This window comes from Polynucleobacter sp. MWH-Spelu-300-X4, assembly GCF_018687515.1.
Classification (GTDB): domain Bacteria; phylum Pseudomonadota; class Gammaproteobacteria; order Burkholderiales; family Burkholderiaceae; genus Polynucleobacter.
This window is the reverse complement of sequence record NZ_CP061294.1, coordinates 1,181,517-1,201,251: the sequence shown is the minus strand read 5'-3', so window position 1 is coordinate 1,201,251 and position 19,735 is coordinate 1,181,517. Positions and strand designations below refer to the sequence as shown.

General features: G+C 38.2%; 24 protein-coding genes. 13 read left to right on the top strand and 11 right to left on the bottom strand.

Annotated features, from left to right (window positions below):
- Positions 1–456 carry a hypothetical protein gene (locus ICV01_RS06275; protein ID WP_215286681.1) on the bottom strand — a complete coding sequence of 152 codons (456 nt, stop codon included), beginning with the start codon at positions 454–456 and terminating at the stop codon, positions 1–3.
- A 357-nt stretch (positions 457–813) separates the two neighbouring features.
- Here ICV01_RS06275 and ICV01_RS06270 point away from each other — a divergent pair, with 357 nt between their 5' ends.
- Positions 814–1,284, top strand: coding sequence for a DUF6641 family protein (locus ICV01_RS06270; RefSeq protein WP_371817459.1), 471 nt, complete (start codon positions 814–816; stop codon positions 1,282–1,284).
- Between the two features lie 14 nt (positions 1,285–1,298).
- Here ICV01_RS06270 and ICV01_RS06265 read toward each other — a convergent pair whose 3' ends face one another.
- A complete protein-coding gene (locus ICV01_RS06265; protein WP_215286677.1) occupies positions 1,299–1,883 on the bottom strand; it encodes a hypothetical protein in 585 nt (194 codons plus the stop codon).
- Positions 1,884–2,007: 124 nt separating this feature from the next.
- Between ICV01_RS06265 and ICV01_RS06260 the strand changes: the two genes are divergently transcribed.
- Positions 2,008–2,307, top strand: coding sequence for a hypothetical protein (locus tag ICV01_RS06260; protein ID WP_215286675.1), 300 nt, complete (start codon positions 2,008–2,010; stop codon positions 2,305–2,307).
- Here the strand turns inward: ICV01_RS06260 and ICV01_RS06255 are convergent.
- Entirely contained in the window at positions 2,304–2,771 is a 468-nt protein-coding gene (locus tag ICV01_RS06255) for a hypothetical protein (protein ID WP_215286673.1), read from the bottom strand. The genes ICV01_RS06260 and ICV01_RS06255 overlap by 4 nt on opposite strands.
- 78 nt (positions 2,772–2,849) lie before the next feature.
- On the opposite strand from ICV01_RS06255, the gene ICV01_RS06250 reads away from it, so the two are divergent.
- Positions 2,850–3,125 carry a hypothetical protein gene (locus ICV01_RS06250; protein WP_215286671.1) on the top strand — a complete coding sequence of 92 codons (276 nt, stop codon included), beginning with the start codon at positions 2,850–2,852 and terminating at the stop codon, positions 3,123–3,125.
- 144 nt (positions 3,126–3,269) lie between these two features.
- On the opposite strand, the gene ICV01_RS06245 is transcribed toward ICV01_RS06250, so the two are convergent.
- Genes ICV01_RS06245 through ICV01_RS06225 form a run of 5 tightly spaced genes read right to left on the bottom strand, consistent with a single transcriptional unit; the run spans position 3,270 to position 6,428 of the window.
- On the bottom strand, positions 3,270–3,788 hold the full coding sequence (locus tag ICV01_RS06245; protein WP_215286669.1) for an SRPBCC domain-containing protein: 519 nt from the start codon (positions 3,786–3,788) through the stop codon (positions 3,270–3,272).
- A 22-nt stretch (positions 3,789–3,810) separates the two neighbouring features.
- Entirely contained in the window at positions 3,811–4,089 is a 279-nt protein-coding gene (locus ICV01_RS06240; protein ID WP_215286667.1) for a hypothetical protein, read from the bottom strand.
- Positions 4,086–4,619 (bottom strand): ATP-binding protein, encoded by a 534-nt coding sequence (locus tag ICV01_RS06235; protein WP_215286666.1) that lies wholly within the window; start codon positions 4,617–4,619, stop codon positions 4,086–4,088. Before ICV01_RS06235 ends, ICV01_RS06240 begins: the two co-directional genes overlap by 4 nt.
- Positions 4,616–5,080 carry an ASCH domain-containing protein gene (locus ICV01_RS06230; protein WP_215286664.1) on the bottom strand — a complete coding sequence of 155 codons (465 nt, stop codon included), beginning with the start codon at positions 5,078–5,080 and terminating at the stop codon, positions 4,616–4,618. Before ICV01_RS06230 ends, ICV01_RS06235 begins: the two co-directional genes overlap by 4 nt.
- Positions 5,040–6,428: a GNAT family N-acetyltransferase gene (locus ICV01_RS06225; protein ID WP_251369327.1), complete on the bottom strand. Its 1,389-nt coding sequence runs from the start codon at positions 6,426–6,428 to the stop codon at positions 5,040–5,042. The genes ICV01_RS06230 and ICV01_RS06225 overlap by 41 nt, the downstream gene beginning before the upstream one ends.
- A gap of 374 nt (positions 6,429–6,802) precedes the next feature.
- Between ICV01_RS06225 and ICV01_RS06220 the strand changes: the two genes are divergently transcribed.
- A complete protein-coding gene (locus ICV01_RS06220; protein ID WP_215286660.1) occupies positions 6,803–7,651 on the top strand; it encodes an AbiH family protein in 849 nt (282 codons plus the stop codon).
- A gap of 421 nt (positions 7,652–8,072) precedes the next feature.
- Here ICV01_RS06220 and ICV01_RS06215 read toward each other — a convergent pair whose 3' ends face one another.
- Positions 8,073–8,927, bottom strand: a complete 855-nt coding sequence (locus tag ICV01_RS06215) for a carboxylesterase (RefSeq protein ID WP_215286658.1) — start codon at positions 8,925–8,927, stop codon at positions 8,073–8,075.
- A 90-nt stretch (positions 8,928–9,017) separates the two neighbouring features.
- Between ICV01_RS06215 and ICV01_RS06210 the strand changes: the two genes are divergently transcribed.
- From ICV01_RS06210 to mgtA, 4 genes are all read left to right on the top strand, one after another.
- Positions 9,018–9,485, top strand: coding sequence for a DUF4118 domain-containing protein (locus ICV01_RS06210; protein ID WP_215286656.1), 468 nt, complete (start codon positions 9,018–9,020; stop codon positions 9,483–9,485).
- A 192-nt stretch (positions 9,486–9,677) separates the two neighbouring features.
- A complete protein-coding gene (locus ICV01_RS09125; RefSeq protein WP_256440692.1) occupies positions 9,678–9,806 on the top strand; it encodes a hypothetical protein in 129 nt (42 codons plus the stop codon).
- Positions 9,807–9,952: 146 nt separating this feature from the next.
- Positions 9,953–11,794, top strand: a complete 1,842-nt coding sequence (locus ICV01_RS06205; RefSeq protein ID WP_251369418.1) for a potassium transporter Kup — start codon at positions 9,953–9,955, stop codon at positions 11,792–11,794.
- A gap of 259 nt (positions 11,795–12,053) precedes the next feature.
- Positions 12,054–14,819, top strand: a complete 2,766-nt coding sequence (gene mgtA / locus ICV01_RS06200; protein WP_215286652.1) for a magnesium-translocating P-type ATPase — start codon at positions 12,054–12,056, stop codon at positions 14,817–14,819.
- Between the two features lie 95 nt (positions 14,820–14,914).
- Here the strand turns inward: mgtA and ICV01_RS06195 are convergent, their stop codons facing one another.
- Both ICV01_RS06195 and ICV01_RS06190 read right to left on the bottom strand, forming a co-directional pair.
- Complete coding sequence (locus tag ICV01_RS06195) at positions 14,915–15,121, bottom strand: CDGSH iron-sulfur domain-containing protein (protein ID WP_215286650.1); 207 nt, start codon at positions 15,119–15,121, stop codon at positions 14,915–14,917.
- An 82-nt stretch (positions 15,122–15,203) separates the two neighbouring features.
- A complete protein-coding gene (locus ICV01_RS06190) occupies positions 15,204–16,343 on the bottom strand; it encodes a hypothetical protein (protein WP_215286648.1) in 1,140 nt (379 codons plus the stop codon).
- Positions 16,344–16,482: 139 nt separating this feature from the next.
- Between ICV01_RS06190 and ICV01_RS06185 the strand changes: the two genes are divergently transcribed.
- From ICV01_RS06185 to ICV01_RS06165, 5 genes are read left to right on the top strand one after another with little or no spacing between them, the layout of a single operon-like run.
- Positions 16,483–16,875: a DUF1924 domain-containing protein gene (locus ICV01_RS06185; RefSeq protein ID WP_215286646.1), complete on the top strand. Its 393-nt coding sequence runs from the start codon at positions 16,483–16,485 to the stop codon at positions 16,873–16,875.
- Between the two features lie 7 nt (positions 16,876–16,882).
- The gene (locus ICV01_RS06180) at positions 16,883–17,335 is read left to right on the top strand and encodes a diheme cytochrome c (RefSeq protein ID WP_215286644.1); all 453 of its coding nucleotides are present in this window, start codon (positions 16,883–16,885) and stop codon (positions 17,333–17,335) included.
- Complete coding sequence (locus ICV01_RS06175) at positions 17,332–17,952, top strand: cytochrome b/b6 domain-containing protein (protein ID WP_215286642.1); 621 nt, start codon at positions 17,332–17,334, stop codon at positions 17,950–17,952. Before ICV01_RS06180 ends, ICV01_RS06175 begins: the two co-directional genes overlap by 4 nt.
- Positions 17,952–18,614, top strand: coding sequence for a response regulator transcription factor (locus ICV01_RS06170; RefSeq protein ID WP_215286641.1), 663 nt, complete (start codon positions 17,952–17,954; stop codon positions 18,612–18,614). Before ICV01_RS06175 ends, ICV01_RS06170 begins: the two co-directional genes overlap by 1 nt.
- On the top strand, positions 18,611–19,693 hold the full coding sequence (locus tag ICV01_RS06165) for an ATP-binding protein (protein WP_215286639.1): 1,083 nt from the start codon (positions 18,611–18,613) through the stop codon (positions 19,691–19,693). The genes ICV01_RS06170 and ICV01_RS06165 overlap by 4 nt, the downstream gene beginning before the upstream one ends.
- Positions 19,694–19,735 lie beyond the last annotated feature (42 nt).

The window sequence follows — 19,735 nt, the reverse complement described above, 5'->3', positions numbered from 1 at the left end:
TTACCAAGCCACTAAATCGACATTGGTAGCAATTAAGCTCGGTTTATTGGCTCCCGTAGCTTTACAGCTATGAACTGCCAATGTCCATTCTTCAACGGTGTTGAATTCAGGACTATTAATGCATATATGTAGCTCATTCGTATCCTGTGAGTACACCGCATAGCCATCTACTGGGGTTTTAACCTTAGTTAATGGATCGTAGTGAAGTAACCAAGAAAACACCAAGCCTTTAGCTGTTGGTAAGTCTGTGCCATCTAGCTTATTAATAACTGCCATTTTGTCATCACGTTTTGCCAGTGCTTCCCATTCAGGGTATTCAAACATATCGATTAAGAATTTGGTTTGTGGATTTCTTAACTCGATAGTGCCGTTATAGATGGCTCTGCGGAATAAGCCTTTGCCAATGGTTGTGTTGAATTTCTCGTTTATAAAAAGTCTTACTGCTATTTCTCTCATATCTTTCTCCTTTATCTAGTTGATTGAGTTCTCGTTGCTAGTTGCTTGAGTTGGTTACATGAGTAGAGACAAAAAGACGTTGCTTTGAGTTCAGTTGCAGATCTCAAAGAGAGAGTTACGAAGTTGTGTTGCTAGTCAGAGTTACTCATTTGTCACTCGAGTAACTCAACTAGTAACTACTCCAACTCACTCAGTAGCAACTGTTTTTCTTTATGCGACCTAACTTTGTAACCAAGCAACTCGCAAAAATATTTATCTCTTTCTAAGAAAAACCGTATTTTTTCTATCCAAAATTAGTCAAAACAGAACAAATGTCAGAAAGAGGTCGACCAAACCCAAAGACCGAAAACAAACTACGTGTGCCCATTAACTAAAAGGAGAAATGAAATGAGCACATTAAGTAATTTGAAGTTAGTAGCAGTAAAGAAACCAACACATATCCCTGTTATTCAGGTTCGTAGAAATAAGCTATCCAGTCGCTTATGGGAGCAGATCCAGTTAGCCAAGAGCCAAATAGATGGAAAGCCATTTGTGGTGAATAAGTTCCGTAGCTTTACTGATAAAGAAACAGGGGAACGTAAACAGCTACAAGTGCCTAAAAGGATTAAACCTTGGTGGTTCGTCTCGGAATCAGGGAAAGTATGCTTCTCTGTTAAGTACGGTAGTTCCATACTGGAACTGGCTAAAGGTAAGCCAAGCGTTGAAGTAGCTAGTGCAGGGGAGCTTGTTGGGGCATTAATGTCGGTAAAGGAAGCCGTTGATGCAGGGGAATTGGATAATCAGATCCAAACCGCCAGTTCTTTATTGAAGAACGGTTTTAAGCGTTAATAAATAAGGAGGTGTTAATCCTCCTTATTTGCATTACTTTCTTCTTTGCTTTCAATAATTAATTCCCTGACCATATCTAAATTTTGGACGCTTTGCCAAATTTCATATCCTAAATAGAGGTCAAGGATGGCGACTAATGAACCGGCTATTACCAATGAGGAAGATTCCCATAAGTTTATGTGGGTATTCAAAATACAGAACCCAATGAATGAAATTGTGATTGAGGGGAGTATTGCTAGTTCAAATTTCAATCTAACTAATAAGGTGCGTAAATATCTTTGTCCAATTACCTCATCTTTTAATTCTAGCTTGAGGTAGTTAAACCAACGATTCTCTGCCTCAGGGTCTCTTTTGTATAAACAACCATCGCATAAAAGTTCAATTCTTGAACCCAAGTCCTCTAACAGCATACCTATTACAAGAGATAGGCTAAGAAAGATTGTGATAACTATTCCATTATTTGTTTTTACTAAATCTAATATTGATTGATTATTGAGTGCTATCAGTATTGCCCAAGGGGCAAATGCAATTCCACCAGGAATAATTAAGGTCGAGAGCGGCCGAAAAAATTCATTTTTAATGAAGCTTAAAAAATCCATTTTAAATTTTCTTCTGTTATTTTGTGCTTCAGTATATTTCTTAAAAATATAAACGTCTAGGTGTTGATTAGTGGTGATTATTTCTTTTTTCTGTGTCTAGGTTAAGAAAAAGATAAATATTTGTATGAACAAATATCTCGTATCTATTCGTATTAAAGGCCAAGTTGTTAGAACCACCATTGAGGCTGATAGTTCTATTCATGCAAGGTTAATAGCTGAATGGCACTTTGGAATTGGTTCGGTGGCTAGTCCACCCACCAAACTAAAGGAGACCTCTATCTCGACGCCCCAAACACTTGAGAAAGCAAGAGTTAAATCATTGCAAGCTCAAGCTGATCGAGCTAAGCAAGCGGTTAAGGCTGAAAAGGCTAGGCAAACTATTGCAAAAGCACAGGAACAAATGCGTACCCCAGCTAATTCTTAAGTTTTTACAAATACATTAGATAAGTGTGTATATAAGATATACATGTAGAATCCCCAATTCAAAAAAAGTGGGGAAATAATTGCCCAAAAAAAGTCTAATTCTTTGACTTCTTCTTTGAAGGTGTCAGACTTTTTCTTTTCGTAGCCAATTTTTTTAAACTCCAAAGATATTGACTCAATTTCTTCGAGGAGGGTAGCTAAGTGATCTTTATTAACTTGGTGACTAATCTTTAGGCGATTAAAAATAAATATTTGGTATACGAAAAATACCCCAGTCATTACTAGCGCCCAAGTTTTATATAGGACATCTGAAATTCCTATAGATCCTACAACACCTAAAAATAGCCAAATATTAATTTGAGCAAATTCATATATGTATGCATTGAACGATTTCTTAACCTCAAAAAACTCTTTTTTGATACCAATAATTCTTTGACTTAGTAGTTCGTGTGTGGAATTATCCAAAATAATTGCCTTCCATCATTTTTCTTGATATTAAGAAATGCTATGCAAATCCTCAAATAGTTTTAAGGAACTTTATAAATGTCTCTACCTCCCATTATTGATGATTTAATTATTTTTTGTAAGGTTCATAATATTCCGGCCGATAAAATTGCAGAGTATGTAGATTTGTGGAATAAGAGGAATGACCTTAAGTCATTACGGGCTATTTCAATTCCTTGCCCATTATGTTTTTTGGAAGGTAATAAAGATTCGGAAGGTTTATATCAGTTGGGGTTTGGCGATGATAAACAGGAGTTTATGAAGTGTCATACTTGTAAAAGTAAAATTCCAATTACCGATAAAGATAATTGCTAGAGTCGCCTAATTAGACGCTTGATTCGACTTGTTCCATTTGGAACAAACTGTCAGTATCACAGTGATTTCTTTGAGAGCCATTAAGTTCAAGGCAGGCCGCGCTTAAATTAATCGGAGATCGTGTAAGGCGTGATCGGCAAATGGTTAAGACTGGACATGCGGATTTGAACCAGATTGATTCGCGCCGAGCAAACTAATTTTTTCAGCTAGCTGCGCCATGAGTTGTATGTTATTAACCCAACCTTGATACCAGCCGGCTTTTGCGAACCATCGCAATATGCGTGTATCCCTGAACAAGATTTCTGATGAAAATTGTGTTTTATTTCCCATGTCCAATAAATCAATCACTATAGTTCCATAGGACTGAGTGGTAGGTCGCAAGTCCTTAGTTAATGCATTGGTCATGACAATTCGTCTATCTTTAATCAATTGAACGTATATCAGTTCATCGTGATGACGTCTTCTATTATTAGTGTATTCAAAAATGAATGCACCACCAGGTATTAAATTTATATTGATTATTGAAAGATTAAATTCTGGCGGAGCCCACCAACTAAGTAAGAATTGTTTTTCAGTCAGTACTCTCCATACATCGTTGGTTCTTGCATTTACTACTTGGGAATAAATGGCATTTTTTGGAGTTTGGTTATACATTTCAATCATTTTTATTTCTTACCGTATAGTTTTACTTTAGAGTTCTGAACTCATACCCAGGATGCTTGTCTTTAAGTATGGCAATGGCTTTCTGAATTGCTCCTTCTATTCCATTACCATCTACCACAGTATCGGGATTTAAAGGTGTTGCATTGATCGATATGCAATAAACTTTTGCAATTCCTGATCCAATCTTTGCTTCAGTTGAAGTTGCATTGCGACCAGCTATTAAGTAACTCTGAAAATTTTTTGGCATTCCGAAATCATCCAGTTCACCATTAGAAAATTGCACATGTGACATTTGAATCATATATTTTCCTTAAGTATTGATTTAATTTCGTTGTTAAATTGTTCTTTATCCGGGTTGTGCAAAACTTTGAGAGGAATATTCAGTTTTTCTGAGACCAAAATAGCTTGATGTCTTTCTTTTAGCAAAAACTCATTTAAAAAAGTATCGGTATAGGAGACATCGTCTCTGTTTTTCAGGCGCTCTTTAATTATTCCTGAATCAGATTCAAGCAATAAAATCGCATCTAAACCAAGTTTCTTAAATACGTCAATTTCAATAATTTTTATTGCCCCATCGCTTCCCATTAAGCAGAAATGTCCATCCAATAGCAAGTTTGCTTGATTTTTTTTTAATCTAGATATGGCAGAAATTAATGCTTCTTGGTTGGCTTCTATTTCACCGGTAATTTTCTTTTCGCTCCAAGATTGCTTACCCATTTCCCCTTTAATTAGCTGGCTTGCGGATTTGTAAAGAAGATAATTTTCCTCTGCGACGTATGCTCCAAGGAAAGATTTCCCAACTCCGTGAATTCCGCCTAAAAAAATAATCATGATTTGTCATCGCTTATTAATTTTTTAAGTTGGTTTACTTGGCTTAAATTTAGATATTGAAATGATTGAGGTGGGTAGAAATTTTCGATAAATTTATTTGGGTCTATGGCTTGTTTAAATTTAACTGCATCTTTTAATAGAACGGCATTGCACAATGATTTTCCATTGAAATAATTCAACAATTCTCTTTTGGTTAGGCCTCCGCTATGTTCCGAACATATTTTCCATAATTTTGATGGCCTTACCTTTAAGGTCTCTTCTACCTTAACTAATCCAACTATTCTCTGAATCGGAGAACTTGCATAGATTGCAATTGTATTGACATCTTCGGCAGCCCATGTTCTGCGAAACTCAACTGTTTTTATTTTCGCGAGAATAAGATCGGCATATTGGGGTTTAATAGAAAGAACGATGACTTTATCATCTCTCTGATTGAAGAATTTTTTTAAATTGGTCGTCATTAATTTTTCTAATGGATTGAAATGGGCCTTGAATATGGCATTGAGATTGAAGATTTGAATATGGAATAGGGTGTTTTAAGTGCCTTATAAGTCTAAATAATATTACTCTGGTTTCTTTTTCTGCCATAGCTTCGATTTCTGATTGGCTATAGACAGTACGCCGGCTAACCATGCTCGCAATTTTTGAAGCATCTGCAAGAACTTGGAATTTATCTACAACAGCAATACTTGTTAATACCTTTTCATCCTCAGTTCTATAGAAGAGCAAAATATCGCCTTCTTGTATAGATTTAGTTTGGGCATGACAAAGATAAGCTAATTTAATAGCATTGCCAATATTGCTTGAGTTGTTAAAAAGCTGACCTTGTTGTGCCTTAAAGTCTGGTAAAAGAATTGCGTGAAATGCGGGTTTAATTGGAACAATAAATTTTTGTATTTCTGAGTCAGATCTAAAGTGCGGAAAATATAATTTTGCGTATTCGAGTGGCTCCAAATCCTGATTTTTTGGCGGGTTAATTGGATGTTTTTTCACAAGAACTTGATCGCCTTTATATGATCCTTGAGCTTCAAAGCCAAAGTCTTCAAGCAAGCGAATAAGGAAATTGTGCTTTATGGAATTTGCGTGAATAAAGATAAACTCACATCGATTTTCGGTGGCATATTTAAACGAAGCCTTGAGAAATAGCTCCCCGATTTTCTTTCCTCTCGCTTCTTCAGCAACTTTGAATGTGCATAGCTTTAATGAGTTTCCTTGAAGGATTTCACCGTCTTCATTTATTTTTTCATTGGTTTGAATTGTATAGATGCAAAGTGCAGTTAAATTTTTGCTTTCATCGCAATACGTCCAGGCTCGACGATTTTCCCTGGCTTTTTCTCTAAACCAGTCATTAAATCCACCATATCCTTCTCTGAGGCTGTCAAAAAATGGTTGGTCAAGAGTTGGGATGATGCGGTGTAAGGGGAGATCTTCAATGTTTGGTAAATGGATGGCTGTTGGCTCGTGAAGTCTCTTGAGCCAATCTTCAGCTGTTTGTATGCTGTAAACACGACTTTGCAATCCTCTAGTTAGAGCATTCGCATGTATCCCTTTATCTTCGGTAACTAGAGCATGTGCTGCATCGCATGCTAGGGCATACAAAATTTCATTATCGCAAGCATCATTTGCGGAAGTAACTGAAGTGTTCCAAGGGCATGGCGCTGGATTGTCTAATTTAGTATATTGGGTGACTCGCTGTAAATTTCTATTGCGCCTTTCAATATCAGAGTCTCTTTGGAAATCTTCAATAGTTGCAGGATGATATAAGAGTTGATGTCCACCTGTATTTGCCAGGCGAACAAAGTTAGCCAAACTTTGTTCGAGGAAATGGTTTGAGTCCTGAAGGGGTATCAGGATATTTGTATCAAGAATAAATCTAAGTCTTAAAGTCAATTAAGGATCTTCATGTGCTTGATGTTTAGGGGAAGTATTTTTGTCATCAGAGGGCAAGTCTTACAGATCGCATTATTTATTGAATTTCATGTGTGCACTCCTGATATGGCTTACGTTCCATTGTGATTTAAGTGCTTCGAAACGTGGCACTTGGATTTTATTTGATTGGCGAGTAATGGCACGAAAAATACTTACAATATACAGAAAATATCTAAAAATTACATATATGCTATCACTTAAAATCTGCAAAACCACTAAAGATTTAGTTCTAAAGATGAATCTTGGAGCTGTCTATGCGTACTAAAGTGGTCATTATTGGAAATGGCTTTGACTTAGACCAAGGGTTAAGGACTGCGTATAGCCACTTTTTAGAGGATGGTGTTCAGCCTGGAGTGGATACTCAAAATGCAATCATTCAGGCCGCAAAAAATCAAGGCGAGAATTGGTGTGATGTGGAAATGGCCTTGGCTCAAGTTATCGCTCGTGAAGCTAAATTAGCTGAAAATAAAGGTAGGCAGAGAGATATAAAAAGAAACTATATGCAAGTTTCGAGGCTCTTAAAAAAATATATTGAGGGTATTCAGATTCATAGGAAATCGAAGTTTGATGATTCGGTTAGGTCTTTTCAAATGATCAAAGATTTATTGTCTTCTGATTACCGCAGCATAAAAATATTTGATTTCAACTATACAAATACTGTGAGCAATATATTGAAATATTTACCTCAAAAAAACGGGGTAGAGCATATTAAAGTGCATGGCTCTATTGATGATGGCCAAATTATTTATGGGGTTGAGAATTATGCTGATATTTTGATTCCATCAAAATTTACATATGCAAAGAAATCACATGGTGATCTCTTTTATTCGACAACAAGAATTAGTGATGAACTTATAGGGGCGGATGAAATTCACTTGTTTGGTCATTCCTTAGGTGAGAGTGATGAAATTCATTTTTCTAGATATTTTGATGAAGTTATGACTACCGAAATTAATCCAATTAATGCTAAGCAAGAAGTTTTTTTGTACCTTGATTCGGTAAATATTGATGCATGTAAAGAACGAATTAATGAGCGAATTGATAGTTTGACTAATAGTAGATTGGCAGAGTTTAAGCAGGCGGTTAGTGTAATTTACAAGTAAATGAAAGTTACATAAATTTATTAACGTCAGAAACATCAGGAATTCTGACGTTAACTTACTGTTCCATTTGGAACAACATCTAACTAATTAATTCAATAACTGTCGATGCCACACGTGATTTATTTGAGAGCCATATAGCTCCGCAAGCCTTGCCGCATATATAACATCAGATTTGCGGTACTGTACGCTATTGTCTAAGTTGTTGAATTGCAATGTTTTTATGTCTTCTAAGGCGTAGGTCGCACGTTCGAATCGTGCTGGGCAGGCCAAGCCTGTCTGGCTCGGTGAGCTAAACCCTCAAATAAAACTCTCAAGGTAATAAATATTTTCAGCTGCGCATGATTATCGAAATCATGAGATCACGGTGCGAAATCCTACTGACTATCAGCAACTCTTAATGAGGTGTCGGGAATTACGATATTTACCTTCTATCTTTTAACATCGATCGTTTAGAGACTTTTCGATAGTTAATTTCATTTTCATGAGATTTGATAGATTTTTGAATAAATCGTAATACCTCGTTGGTGACAATCTCACGTTCATTATCGACAGTGATAATGTGATAACAGTCGCCTAGCCAGACAACTTTTTTTGTTTCGCTAGAAATTTTCGCCATAATTTCTTCGGTGTTTCTTGGTGCAGCAGTTTCATCGTCAATTGCATGAATACACAAAACATCTGTAGCAACATCTTCTAGCGAATTTCTGACCTGCTTCATCATTTTCTGCGCTGTATAAAGATGACGTGCTGATATTTCTGCTGCGCCGACTTGAGATACGCCATCCTTTTCCAAGCTCTTAATGACGCGTCGACGTAGTTCAATATTTTTTATGCCAAAAGGCTCGGATTCTTTATAGGACCAATGACGTATGCCTAGCAAATAAGGAATCAACATTAAATTTTCGTACCATTTAATTGCCCAACCGTCATATCGCAGCACGGGGGATAGTAAAGCAATCGAATTAATATCATCTCTTTTTGATGCTACAGCTAGGGCCAGTGTTGCTCCCATACTTAAGCCGCATAATGAGACTGTTTCATAGGATTCTAATAGTTGAGAGATAGCCTCATCAACGTATTCATGCCATAAGTTCCAATCAATTGATTGGGTCTTGTCTAGAGATGTTGCCGTATAGTTAGTGATATTGCATGTGTGAACATGGTAGCCTGCATCATTGAGCGCTTTAGGGATAGATCCTAATTCCATGGGCGTGCCACACAAGCCGTGTATTAATACAACAGCATGCTTGGCATTAGCTTGTTTAAATAATGTCACTTATATGGTTCTTATAACTATGTGGTTGCAACAACTGAATTGATTGAGTTTATTATCAACTAAGAAATAAAAAAATCTTGGAAACAAATTATGGAAATTAAAAATAGTAAGCGTTGGGATCCGCCTGATTACAAAGCCTATTTAGTGGGTGTGGTTGGATTTTGCCTTGCCTTTGGGTTTAGGTTTTATTTACATCCTCTACTAGGTGAGCATTTCCCAAGTTTATTGTTTTCTATCAACTGTATTGTGTTGGCCTATTTTTATGGATTCTGGCCATCATTTGTTTTTTTATTAATCAGTATCCCTGTATCCCTTTATTATTTTATTGAGCCATTTGAGGGCATTGATAAAGCGATTGATACAGATGTTACTGATCAAATCGTCTTTTTTATCATTTCTTTTTTAACGGCTATCTTTTTTGAAAAGCTCAGAAGAGAGCAGTACCAATCAGTTCTATTGCAACGAGTCTCGGAGAGTCGCTTCAAATTATTGGTTGAAAATGATGAAGAGTTGAGGGCGATTATTTATGCTGCTAAAACTGAACAAAAAGAGAATTAGTTTACTTTAATGAGTAATGTTAATTAGCCATCCATCTCAGCAAATCTGTTGTTTTACTGCTAGTCAAAAATATAACCCGCTTCGGCGGGCTTTTTTTGGTGTTTCATTTATGTTTTAGGCATGGATTTGTCGGGAGTCCTGGCATTCCAGGAATGTTCCGAATGGAACATTCAGTATTAGTCATAGTGACCTATGGCTATTATTTGCCATCAAGTGGCCAAGGCAGGGATTGCAAGCTACTTATTTAAATCCTTCAAATATTTCTTAGCTGAAGCTTATATCAATAAATACAGCACTATTTTGGTGCTGTATTTTTGCTAATTGTAGTCATTTGGCTTTAAGATACTTCATCTAAACAAAATGACTACTTTATGGCTCTTAGTAATCCCGAATATTCCCAGTCAAAAATTCTTCGCCCGATTGAGATTAAAGGTAATCATCAATCAAAGGGTAGCTTGCCAGCTTTGATGCTAGCGGCTATTGGGGTTGTTTTTGGTGATATCGGTACAAGCCCTTTATATGCTTTAAAGGAATGCTTTAGTCCTGACCATGGTATTCCTTTTTCACCAGATGCCGTTTTTGGTGTCATCTCTATGGTGTTTTGGGCATTCTTAATTGTTGTGTCCTTGAAATATGTCTTGTTTGTGATGCGTGCAAACAATCATGGTGAAGGTGGTATTTTGGCTTTGATGGCGCTTGCATTAAGAACTGTGCCAGCAAACTCCCAAAGAGCGTTGGTCATTATGATGCTCGGTGTTTTTGGTGCTTGTATGTTTTATGGTGATGCTGTTATCACGCCGGCTATTTCTGTTTTATCGGCAGTTGAAGGTCTAGAAATCGTCTCATCTAAATTTACCAAATATGTTATTCCTATTACCTTAGTCATTTTGGTGGTTTTATTTCTGATCCAGAAAAAGGGCACTGCTTTGGTGGGCGTTTTATTTGGCCCCATTATGGTCATCTGGTTTTTAGTATTAGCTACGATGGGTATTTACAACATCGTTGATAACCCTGTTATTTTGTATGCGGCTAATCCAATCTATGCCGTTAATTTTTTAATGGAACATTCACTCCAAGCTTTTATTGTTTTAGGTGCTGTGTTCTTGGTTCTGACTGGTGCTGAAGCCTTGTATGCGGATATGGGGCACTTTGGCATTAAACCTATTCAATATGCATGGTTCTTTTTAACGATGCCATGTTTGTTGCTGAATTACTTTGGACAGGGTGCTATGTTGTTATCTCACCCTGAGGCAATTGCTAATCCTTTTTTCTTGATGGTACCTGAGTCGTATGTATTGATTTTGGTGGTGCTTGCCACGATGGCTACAGTGATTGCTTCTCAGGCTGTGATTTCTGGTGCCTACTCTATGACGAGCCAAGCGATTCTGTTGGGGTTTGTGCCCCGCATGAAAATTGCCTATACATCGGATAAAGAAGTAGGGCAGGTATATATGCCAACAATTAATTGGATGTTGCTAGTATTAGTTATTGCAGTGGTTTTAGCGTTTAAAGAATCAAATAATCTTGCTGCGGCCTATGGCATTGCTGTTACGACAACCATGGTCATCACTACATTATTGGCGGCTGTTGTGATGCGCGTGGTGTGGAAGTGGAATTCCTTTTTAGTTGCAATTGTTATTGCTCTATTCTTATTTGTTGATATTGCGTTCTTTTCTGCCAACGTCTTGAAAATTGCCGAAGGCGGTTGGTTCCCTCTCTTGTTGGGAACTTTATGCTTCTTATTGTTGATTACTTGGTATCAAGGTAGAAAGCTCCTCCGCCAAAAGGCCGTTGAAGGTGGTATTCCTTTAGAGGCATTTATTAAATCTTTATTGGTGAGTGAGCCTATACGAGTGAATGGAACAGCCGTGTTTTTAACTGCTCATGTGGATTATGTGCCTGTAGCAATGCTACATAATTTGAAACATAACCAAGTACTCCACCAACGCGTTATTTTCTTGAAGATCAGTGTCTGGGATGTTCCGTATGTTGAAGATCAAGATCGTCTGAACTTGAAAGAAATGGGTGGCGGTATTTATTTGGTTAGAGCCATGTATGGATTTAAAGAAACACCAGATATCAACCAAATCATGAATTTATTGGCAACGCAATATCAGGTGAACTGCGAGCCAATGGAAACCTCATTTTTCTTGGCCAGAGATACAGTTGTACCATCGGCTATCCCAGGCATGGCTTTATGGAGAGAGAAGCTATTTGCTTGGATGTATCAAAATGCCGCTAAGCCATCCGATTTCTTTTCTATTCCAACGAATAGGGTGGTGGAGTTGGGTGCTAAGGTTGAGATATAAGTAATTCATTATCACGTTGCGCTACTTAGATGCGCTCAGAGCCACCTAAAGGTTATCTCAAGGTGGCTCTTTTATTTCTGATTGAAGTAGGTATCTAATTTTCTTAATTAGTTATAGTTAATTAATCTTCGGCATGATCGAAAGTGAAATTTAGTTTCGTTCTGAAAAATTATCTGAAAGAAAGGATAATTTAGGGGATTCATTTGAAATACTCATTTCAGCACATTGAAATAATTGATGCATAAATAAGGTGGCAAATATGCGCTTTCCATTCTTTTTTGAATTCTTTAATCGTTTCGTTAGAAATCATGGGATGGGAAGACATTTCCGCCGCTTAATGATGTTTGAACACCTTAGTAGAGAAGGCGTTAGTCGAGACATCCCCCCATTGGTTGCCGATTCGTTAAAGAAAGCAGCTCATGCTACTGCTGATGAGTTAATCGTTAAATTAGGTTCTCATGAACATGGTCTGACAAATGCTCAGGCTGATGAGTTAAGAGTTCAGTTTGGCTTAAATGAAATTCATGAAGAAAAGCCCATTACTTGGTGGCAGCATCTTTGGAATTGTTATAAAACTCCTTTTGACATTTTGTTAACTGTTTTAGCAGTTATTTCATATGTCACTGAGGATGTTAAAGCAACGATTGTTATCGGTAGTATGGTATTTCTGTCAGTCTTTATTAGATTTTGGCAGGAAAGCAAGTCTAATAAGGCTGCTGATGCGTTGAAAGCCATGGTTAGTAATACGGCAACCGTACTACGCCGTGAATTAGCCGAATCTATTTTGCAAGAGACCCGACAGCATTTTGGGATTCAATTGCATGTGAAGGGCGCTAATAAAGTTGAGTTGCCGATCAAGCTATTAGTCCCCGGGGATATTATTTTTCTTTCTGCGGGGGATATGATTCCGGCTGACTGTCGAATTTTGTCAGAGAAAGATTTATTTGTTAGTCAGGCTGCAATGACCGGTGAGTCGCTGCCTATTGAAAAGTTCTCAAATCCCAAACAGGGCGCTATTAGAAACCCGCTTGATTGTGAAAATTTAGCGTTTATGGGTACTAACGTGGTTTCAGGGACTGCTACTGCGATCATTATTAATACTGGCGATAACACCTATTTTGGCGCCTTGGCAAAAGGGTTAACAACCATCAGCCATGAGCAAACACAATTCCAAAAAGGCGTTAACAAGGTCACTTGGCTGTTGATTAGATTCATGATGTTTATGACGCCAACGGTATTTTTAATCAATGGTGTTACTAAAGGCGATTGGAGTGAAGCATTCTTATTCGCCATGTCTATTGCTGTAGGCTTGACGCCTGAGATGTTGCCGATGATTGTCACGTCGACCTTGGCAAAAGGGGCGGTGGCACTATCGAAGAAAAAAGTCATTGTTAAAAGACTTGATGCCATTCAAAACTTCGGCGCGATGGATGTTTTGTGTACTGATAAAACTGGCACTTTGACCCAAGATAAAATTTTCTTGGCTAATCACACAGATGCCTGGGGGCAAGATTCTGAAGAAGTACTTGAATACGCATATCTAAATAGTTTTTATCAAACAGGCTTGAAAAATCTTTTGGATGTGGCAGTTTTAGAACATACGGAATTGCAAACTGAATTAAATCCTATTGAAAATTTTCATAAGGTCGATGAGATTCCTTTTGATTTCCAGCGCAGAAGAATGTCAGTCATCGTGTCTGAACATGGCAAGGAAAATATATTAATTTGTAAAGGTGCGGTTGAAGAGATATTAAGTATCTGTACCTCTGTTAGACGTGGTAGTGAGCAGATTCATTTAACCCCTGAGATTCTGGCTCAAGTTCAATCCGTTACTGCGGGGTTGAATGCTAATGGGTTGCGCGTCGTTGCTGTGGCTGTTAAAGAATTTGATCGCAATAGGACCTCTTATGGTGTCGCTGATGAATCAGAGTTAACGCTAATAGGATACGTTGCCTTTTTAGATCCACCAAAGGAATCAACAGAGCCTGCTTTAAAGGCGTTGTTAGACCACGGCGTTACCGTCAAAGTTTTGACTGGCGACAATGAATTGGTGACGGCGAAAATTTGTAAAGAGGTGGGACTCAATGTGGATGAAATCCTATTGGGGGGTGATATTGAGCTGATGAGTGATGAGCGGTTGGCTGTAGTTGTGGAAGATCATCATATTTTTGCGAAGCTGACGCCTGCTCAAAAAGATAGAATTGTGCGCACCTTAAAACTTAATGGTCATGTGGTTGGTTTTATGGGGGATGGCATCAATGATGCACCAGCCTTACGCTCTGCGGATGTGGGTATTTCAGTTGATAGTGCGGTGGATATAGCCAAGGAAGCTGCAGATATTATCTTGTTGGAAAAGAGCTTGATGGTTCTTGAGGAAGGCGTTATTGAAGGGCGTAAGACCTTTGCCAATATGCTTAAGTACATCAAGATGACGGCTAGCTCGAATTTTGGGAATGTACTTTCTGTTTTGGTGGCAAGTGCATTCATCCCATTTTTGCCTATGTTGCCCATGCAGTTGCTCGTGCAAAACCTGCTATACGATATTTCTCAGATTGCTATTCCTTTTGATAATGTCGACCCTGAATTAGTGCGTCTTCCTCAGAAATGGGATCCTGCAGATATTGGTCGATTTATGGTTTTCTTTGGCCCTGTTAGTTCTATTTTTGATATCACAACTTATTGTGTGATGTGGTTTGTATTCTCGGCTAATACAGTCGAGCATCAAACGCTATTCCAGTCTGGTTGGTTTATAGAAGGTCTGATGACGCAAACACTGGTTGTGCATATGATTCGAACGAAAAAAATACCATTCATTGAAAGCCGACCTGGCTTGGCATTGTTTATTATGACCATCATTATTATGGCCTTGGGTATATTCTTGCCGATGGGGCCGTTAGCAAGTTACTTCAAGATGGGAGCTTTGCCGATGAGTTATTTCTTGGCCTTATTTGCCATATTGTTTGGTTATGTTGTTTTAACTCAGGGTATGAAGTATTTTTATACCAAGAGGTACGGCTGGCAATAGCCGCTTAACGATAAAAAGCCACCTTTAGGTGGCTTTTTATTAACTTGATTAACTAACTAATTAATCAATTGAGTTAACTACTTACTATTCGATGCTTACCCGTTATGTGAGCCATCACAGAATGGGCTGTCACCAGTTTTGGTGCAACCGCAAACATAGATAGTTTCATCTTTTTCTGCGATAAATTGGCTAGGTGTCTTATCGGTTACTTTATGTGAGCCATCACAAAGACCTGTGCCGCTTTTACCGCATGTGCATAACCAATATTCCTGGCCCGCTTTTACTTCGATAGCGTATGGCATGTCATTCTCCTGTTAAAAAAGATATTATAGTTCTAATTAGAACTAGTTGAAAGGTATTTTCAAATGCTTGCTATTGAATAAATTACTCAAATCCAAAATATTTGGGTACTGAGCGGCTATCCAAAACAAAGCCTCCTGCTTGCGGGGGGAGTCCTAAGATATTTAATAGATCTGATGATAAGGGTTGGATTTTTTCATAATCACGTGATCGGCTAAAAACACCATGGCGCCAGTTATAAATTTCTCTTAATTTATCGTTATAGAAGAAATAGTGACCGTTATCGTCGTAAAAATCATCAAATTTTCCTCTGCCCATATAAATCGAGTTAGACCCTTCATAGCCTGAAATATTAGAGCTTTCGGCGTCCGTATTGATGAAATAAACCCAGTCCCCGGGGATAAAGTTAAGTGGGGCTACGCCAGTCTTAACAGTAAGTAATTTGCCGTTATTAATAGATGTTGCGGGGTAGTCTTTTTTGAAGAATTTCCACATGGAGTCTGGTTCAATATTGACTAGAACCTCACCATCACTTCTGAGGATTTTTTTAATTTGATTAGCCTTATCAATATCTTGTTTTATTCTTTGATAGTAATCTAGGGTTCCTTGGATAATCACAATCTTAGTGGCTGTATAACAGCCCACAGAGCATGATTTTTCATTAATGAAAAAATCAGTCATAGCCTCTAGAAGAGGTTTTCCAGGTTTGAGGGTGCCATCTTTCCAATAAGTTTCATTCCATTTAGCATCGCTGCCTTCTGGAAAAGTCCAATGTAGGTTTTCTGCCCAGGCTACGATCATTTGACGGACATGAATATGGTCTTCAAATGCTTCAAAGTTGCAGGATTTCCCAGAAAAAGCTGTACGTCTTCCTGATTGCATTAGTGCTAAAACAATTTCTTTTTTGGAAACCGTGGTGACTTCTTTATACCCTTGGGCAGCTGGTAGTGAAATGATTTCATCTTCTATCTGATAGTCAGGGTTCCAGCGAATATAGAGCGTACTTTTGTCAGGGGCTTTATTTTTTAATGTTAGCTGAAGGGCCGTTTGATTGAATTCTTTATAAAATAAATCGGGCTGAATCCCTAGTGTTGAAAAATATTGATCTAATTGAGATTCGATAGCCTTCAGGCGGGGGGTGGCGCATTCAAATACCAGGCCCTCAGAAAAAACTACCTGAGATGCAAGTAAGCAAAAAAGGGCGAATACGATTCGAGTTAGCATGATTTTGATGAAAATTTAGCACGAATAACTAAATAAAACTCTTATTTAGTTAACGGTAAGATTTTATGACTCATATGCTTATATAAATCTTAAGCATTCCTTAATCTGGCTTTTATAGACTGTTGTTATGGAGGAATCTATGACAAATATGAAAAAACTATATTTAGCTCTAATTAGCATATGCTTGGCTACTAATGTATGGGCAATGGACCCTATTTCATTAGAAAAACAATACGTAGAGGCATCTAAGCAACCTTCTTTAGCCGCTCGTGGTGAAAAATTCTTTACTAGTAAACATGGTAAAGAGTGGAGTTGCGCCACTTGTCATGGTATGCCCCCTACAAAAGATGGTAAACATGCCTCAACTGATAAGGTTATTTCACCATTAGCTCCTGCTTATAACAATAAGCGTTTTACAGATGAGGCTAAAGTTAATAAATGGTTCAAGCGCAATTGCAATGATGTATTGAATCGAGAGTGTTCTGCACTCGAAAAAGCTGACGTGATGGCTTATTTAAATTCTTTGAAATAGAGGCGTTATGAAAAAGATCATGCCAATCGTTTTATGGTTGCTTTCTCAAGCGGCTATCGCTGATGGAAATGTTTCACCTATCAAGATTCCGGATAAAGTTAAAGCAGAATGTGCTGCATGCCATATGGCCTATCAGCCAGGGTTTTTACCAAAAGCGTCCTGGGAAAAAATAATGGGGAGCTTAGATAAGCATTATGGCGTTGATGCATCTTTAGATCCACAATCAGTAAAAGAAATCAGCCAGTGGTTGACGCAATATGCTGGGACTTATAAAAGAGTGTCTGAGGTGCCTCCCAATAATCGCATAACTGAGTCGTCGTGGTTTATTAGAAAGCATCGCAAAATTAGTGATCAGACTTGGAAGAATCCAAAGGTGAAAAGTAAGTCTAATTGCATGGCATGCCACGCAGGGGCTGATAAAGGTAATTACGACGATGATTTTGTTAGGGTACCTCAATGATTAAAGAAATTAGTCGAAAAATGATGTCTTGGGATTCGCCGGTGTTTGTGTCTCATTGGCTTTTAGCTATTTGCTTTGTGGGTGCTGTTTTAACTCAAGAGAGTGAGCGTTTTAGATTGGTTCATGTCACCATGGGCTACACCATGATGGGGATTATTGCGTTTAGAGTAGGTTGGGGTTTGATTGGTTCCAGGTATGCGAGGTTTTCTACGATCGCCCCTCGTTTTTTAAAGGTTCGTGAGCATATACAGTCTGCTCTAAATGGTGAGAAAGAAGCCTTAATGGGGTTGAGTGCTTTAGGTTTTGTGGCAGCATATTTGTTAATGTTTTTAGTTATTTTTGTGACAGCTACAGGTTATTTAACTTTTAATGAAATTGGCCCAGAATTAATCAGTGAATTACATGAGCTAGTGGCTAATCTATTGATTAGCGTGGTGGTGGTTCATGTGGGAGCTATTCTTTTAAATGCTTTATATCAATATTTCCGGAGAAATAATCAAGAAGTAGGTGGCAGAATGGCATCGATTGCGGTTAGAGTGAGACCATATAAATGGGTGGCCGTCATTTTGATGGGCTTAGTGCTGTATTTTTGGGGTGTGCAATTTAAAGTTTGGTGATGAGAGTTCTACTAGCTGAAGATGATCGAAACTTAGGTGAGGCCCTTAAATTAGGGCTGGTTCATCATGGGTTTGAAGTTGACTGGGTTAGAGATGGTCAGGCAGTTATTTATGAACTTAATAACACCAGTTATACCGCTTTGGTTTTAGATATTGGGCTGCCTCTGAAGAGTGGTTTTCAAGTTTTAAAAGACTTAAGGTCAGATGGCATCACTATTCCTGTATTGATTTTGACTGCCCAGGACGGGGTAGAGAGTATTACGCAAGGTCTTGACTTAGGTGGTGATGACTATGTGGTGAAGCCTGTTGCACTAGAAGTGCTTGCAGCCAGATTGAGGGCTTTGATTAGGCGCTCGGAAGGCGCTGCTAAAAATGAAATACACATCGGCGATCTAGTTTTAAATCCTATGAGTTACCAAGTGCATTTGCAGAAAGAGGAAATTTCTTTATCTAAAAAAGAGTTTGCACTCTTACATGCTCTGATGCTTTCGTCGGATCGTGTATTAACTAAGAGCCAGCTAGAGGATCAGTTATATAGTTGGGGTCATGAGGTGGAGAGTAACGCTTTGGAAGTTCATATCCATAATCTGCGTAAAAAAATTGGATCCGAATGGATTCAAACCATACGTGGGGTTGGTTATTTATTAAAGGCGGTCGCATGAACCAGGGTTCGTTTTCTTTAAAAAACAGGTTATTGATTTGGGTGCTCGCGAGTATTGCGCTTATTTGGGTGACTAGTACGGTTTTTGTGTGGTTGGATGCTAAACATGAGCTTGAGGAAATATTCCACAAGTTGGTAGATCATCAAATAAGTCTTACTCAATTTAACCAAGAGAAAAATGAATTGCTAGGCTCTCTTTTATGGGGGCTCATTTGGCCTTTAATGTTGGGTTTGCCAGTTCTTTTTGTGGTGGTGTATGGAGTCATTTCTTGGGCAAATAGATCTTTATCTCAAGTCAAACAGGCTATTTTTGAAAGAAGGGCGGATTCGTTAGACCCTATTAAGATTCAAGGATTGCCGAATGAAATTTCACCGATTGTGGATGAATTAAATGATTTATTGGGTCGAGTTAAGAAATCGATTGAGCATGAAAGAAGATTTACCTCTGATGCGGCTCATGAGTTAAGAACTCCTTTGGCGGCCATTAGGGCCCAAGCTGAAATATTAAAAATAGAAAAACAATTTAACTTTGAATCGATTAATAATTTAATCGAGAGTTCTGATAGGGCTAGCAGGTTAATCGAACAGCTTTTGGCACTATCTAGGGTCGAGTCCGCGCATGTCATCTTTGATAAAGATTCATTAAATTTATCAGAATTCGTTAAAAAACAAATTGCTAATGCTTACCCAGATATTGAAAAAAAGCAGCAAAAAATACAGTTCCTTGAAGATGCCGTGTGTACAGTTCGCGTGAATGAAGGCTTATTAAGTATTTTGTTGAGAAATTTATTGGATAACGCCATTCGTTATTCTCCAATGAAGGGCTCGATAGATGTTTCAGTAAAACAAAAAGATGGTAAGGTCTATTTGGCCGTCGAGGATAGTGGATCGGGCCTTACCAAGCAAGAAATCAATGACCTGGGTATTAGGTTTAAGAGAATGAATCAGTCCGATTCGTTCGGCAGTGGATTGGGGTGGTCGATTATTAAGAAAATTGCGGAAGTGCAAGGTTTAAGTCTCCAGGTAGAGCGGTCTCCAGAGTTGTCTGGATTGATGGTTACTGTCCGATTCAGTCTGTAGTTAAGATCCCCAATTAAGAATTCCCCCTTGTCACACGGGTGT

Excerpts from the sequence above, each read along its gene's own strand:
- ICV01_RS06245 (WP_215286669.1), bottom strand. The coding sequence starts at position 3,788 with ATGATTGAAATGTATAACCAAACTCCAAAAAATGCCATTTATTCCCAA.
- ICV01_RS06185 (WP_215286646.1), top strand. The coding sequence starts at position 16,483 with ATGACAAATATGAAAAAACTATATTTAGCTCTAATTAGCATATGCTTG.
- ICV01_RS06260 (WP_215286675.1), top strand. The coding sequence starts at position 2,008 with ATGAACAAATATCTCGTATCTATTCGTATTAAAGGCCAAGTTGTTAGA.
- ICV01_RS06175 (WP_215286642.1), top strand. The coding sequence starts at position 17,332 with ATGATTAAAGAAATTAGTCGAAAAATGATGTCTTGGGATTCGCCGGTG.
- ICV01_RS06180 (WP_215286644.1), top strand. The coding sequence starts at position 16,883 with ATGAAAAAGATCATGCCAATCGTTTTATGGTTGCTTTCTCAAGCGGCT.
- ICV01_RS09125 (WP_256440692.1), top strand. The coding sequence starts at position 9,678 with ATGGCTATTATTTGCCATCAAGTGGCCAAGGCAGGGATTGCAAGCTAC.
- ICV01_RS06275 (WP_215286681.1), bottom strand. The coding sequence starts at position 456 with ATGAGAGAAATAGCAGTAAGACTTTTTATAAACGAGAAATTCAACACA.
- ICV01_RS06230 (WP_215286664.1), bottom strand. The coding sequence starts at position 5,080 with ATGACGACCAATTTAAAAAAATTCTTCAATCAGAGAGATGATAAAGTC.
- ICV01_RS06250 (WP_215286671.1), top strand. The coding sequence starts at position 2,850 with ATGTCTCTACCTCCCATTATTGATGATTTAATTATTTTTTGTAAGGTT.
- ICV01_RS06190 (WP_215286648.1), bottom strand. The coding sequence starts at position 16,343 with ATGCTAACTCGAATCGTATTCGCCCTTTTTTGCTTACTTGCATCTCAG.
- ICV01_RS06220 (WP_215286660.1), top strand. The coding sequence starts at position 6,803 with ATGCGTACTAAAGTGGTCATTATTGGAAATGGCTTTGACTTAGACCAA.
- ICV01_RS06165 (WP_215286639.1), top strand. The coding sequence starts at position 18,611 with ATGAACCAGGGTTCGTTTTCTTTAAAAAACAGGTTATTGATTTGGGTG.
- ICV01_RS06205 (WP_251369418.1), top strand. The coding sequence starts at position 9,953 with ATGCTAGCGGCTATTGGGGTTGTTTTTGGTGATATCGGTACAAGCCCT.
- ICV01_RS06240 (WP_215286667.1), bottom strand. The coding sequence starts at position 4,089 with ATGATTCAAATGTCACATGTGCAATTTTCTAATGGTGAACTGGATGAT.
- mgtA (WP_215286652.1), top strand. The coding sequence starts at position 12,054 with ATGCGCTTTCCATTCTTTTTTGAATTCTTTAATCGTTTCGTTAGAAAT.
- ICV01_RS06235 (WP_215286666.1), bottom strand. The coding sequence starts at position 4,619 with ATGATTATTTTTTTAGGCGGAATTCACGGAGTTGGGAAATCTTTCCTT.
- ICV01_RS06195 (WP_215286650.1), bottom strand. The coding sequence starts at position 15,121 with ATGCCATACGCTATCGAAGTAAAAGCGGGCCAGGAATATTGGTTATGC.
- ICV01_RS06210 (WP_215286656.1), top strand. The coding sequence starts at position 9,018 with ATGGAAATTAAAAATAGTAAGCGTTGGGATCCGCCTGATTACAAAGCC.
- ICV01_RS06170 (WP_215286641.1), top strand. The coding sequence starts at position 17,952 with ATGAGAGTTCTACTAGCTGAAGATGATCGAAACTTAGGTGAGGCCCTT.
- ICV01_RS06265 (WP_215286677.1), bottom strand. The coding sequence starts at position 1,883 with ATGGATTTTTTAAGCTTCATTAAAAATGAATTTTTTCGGCCGCTCTCG.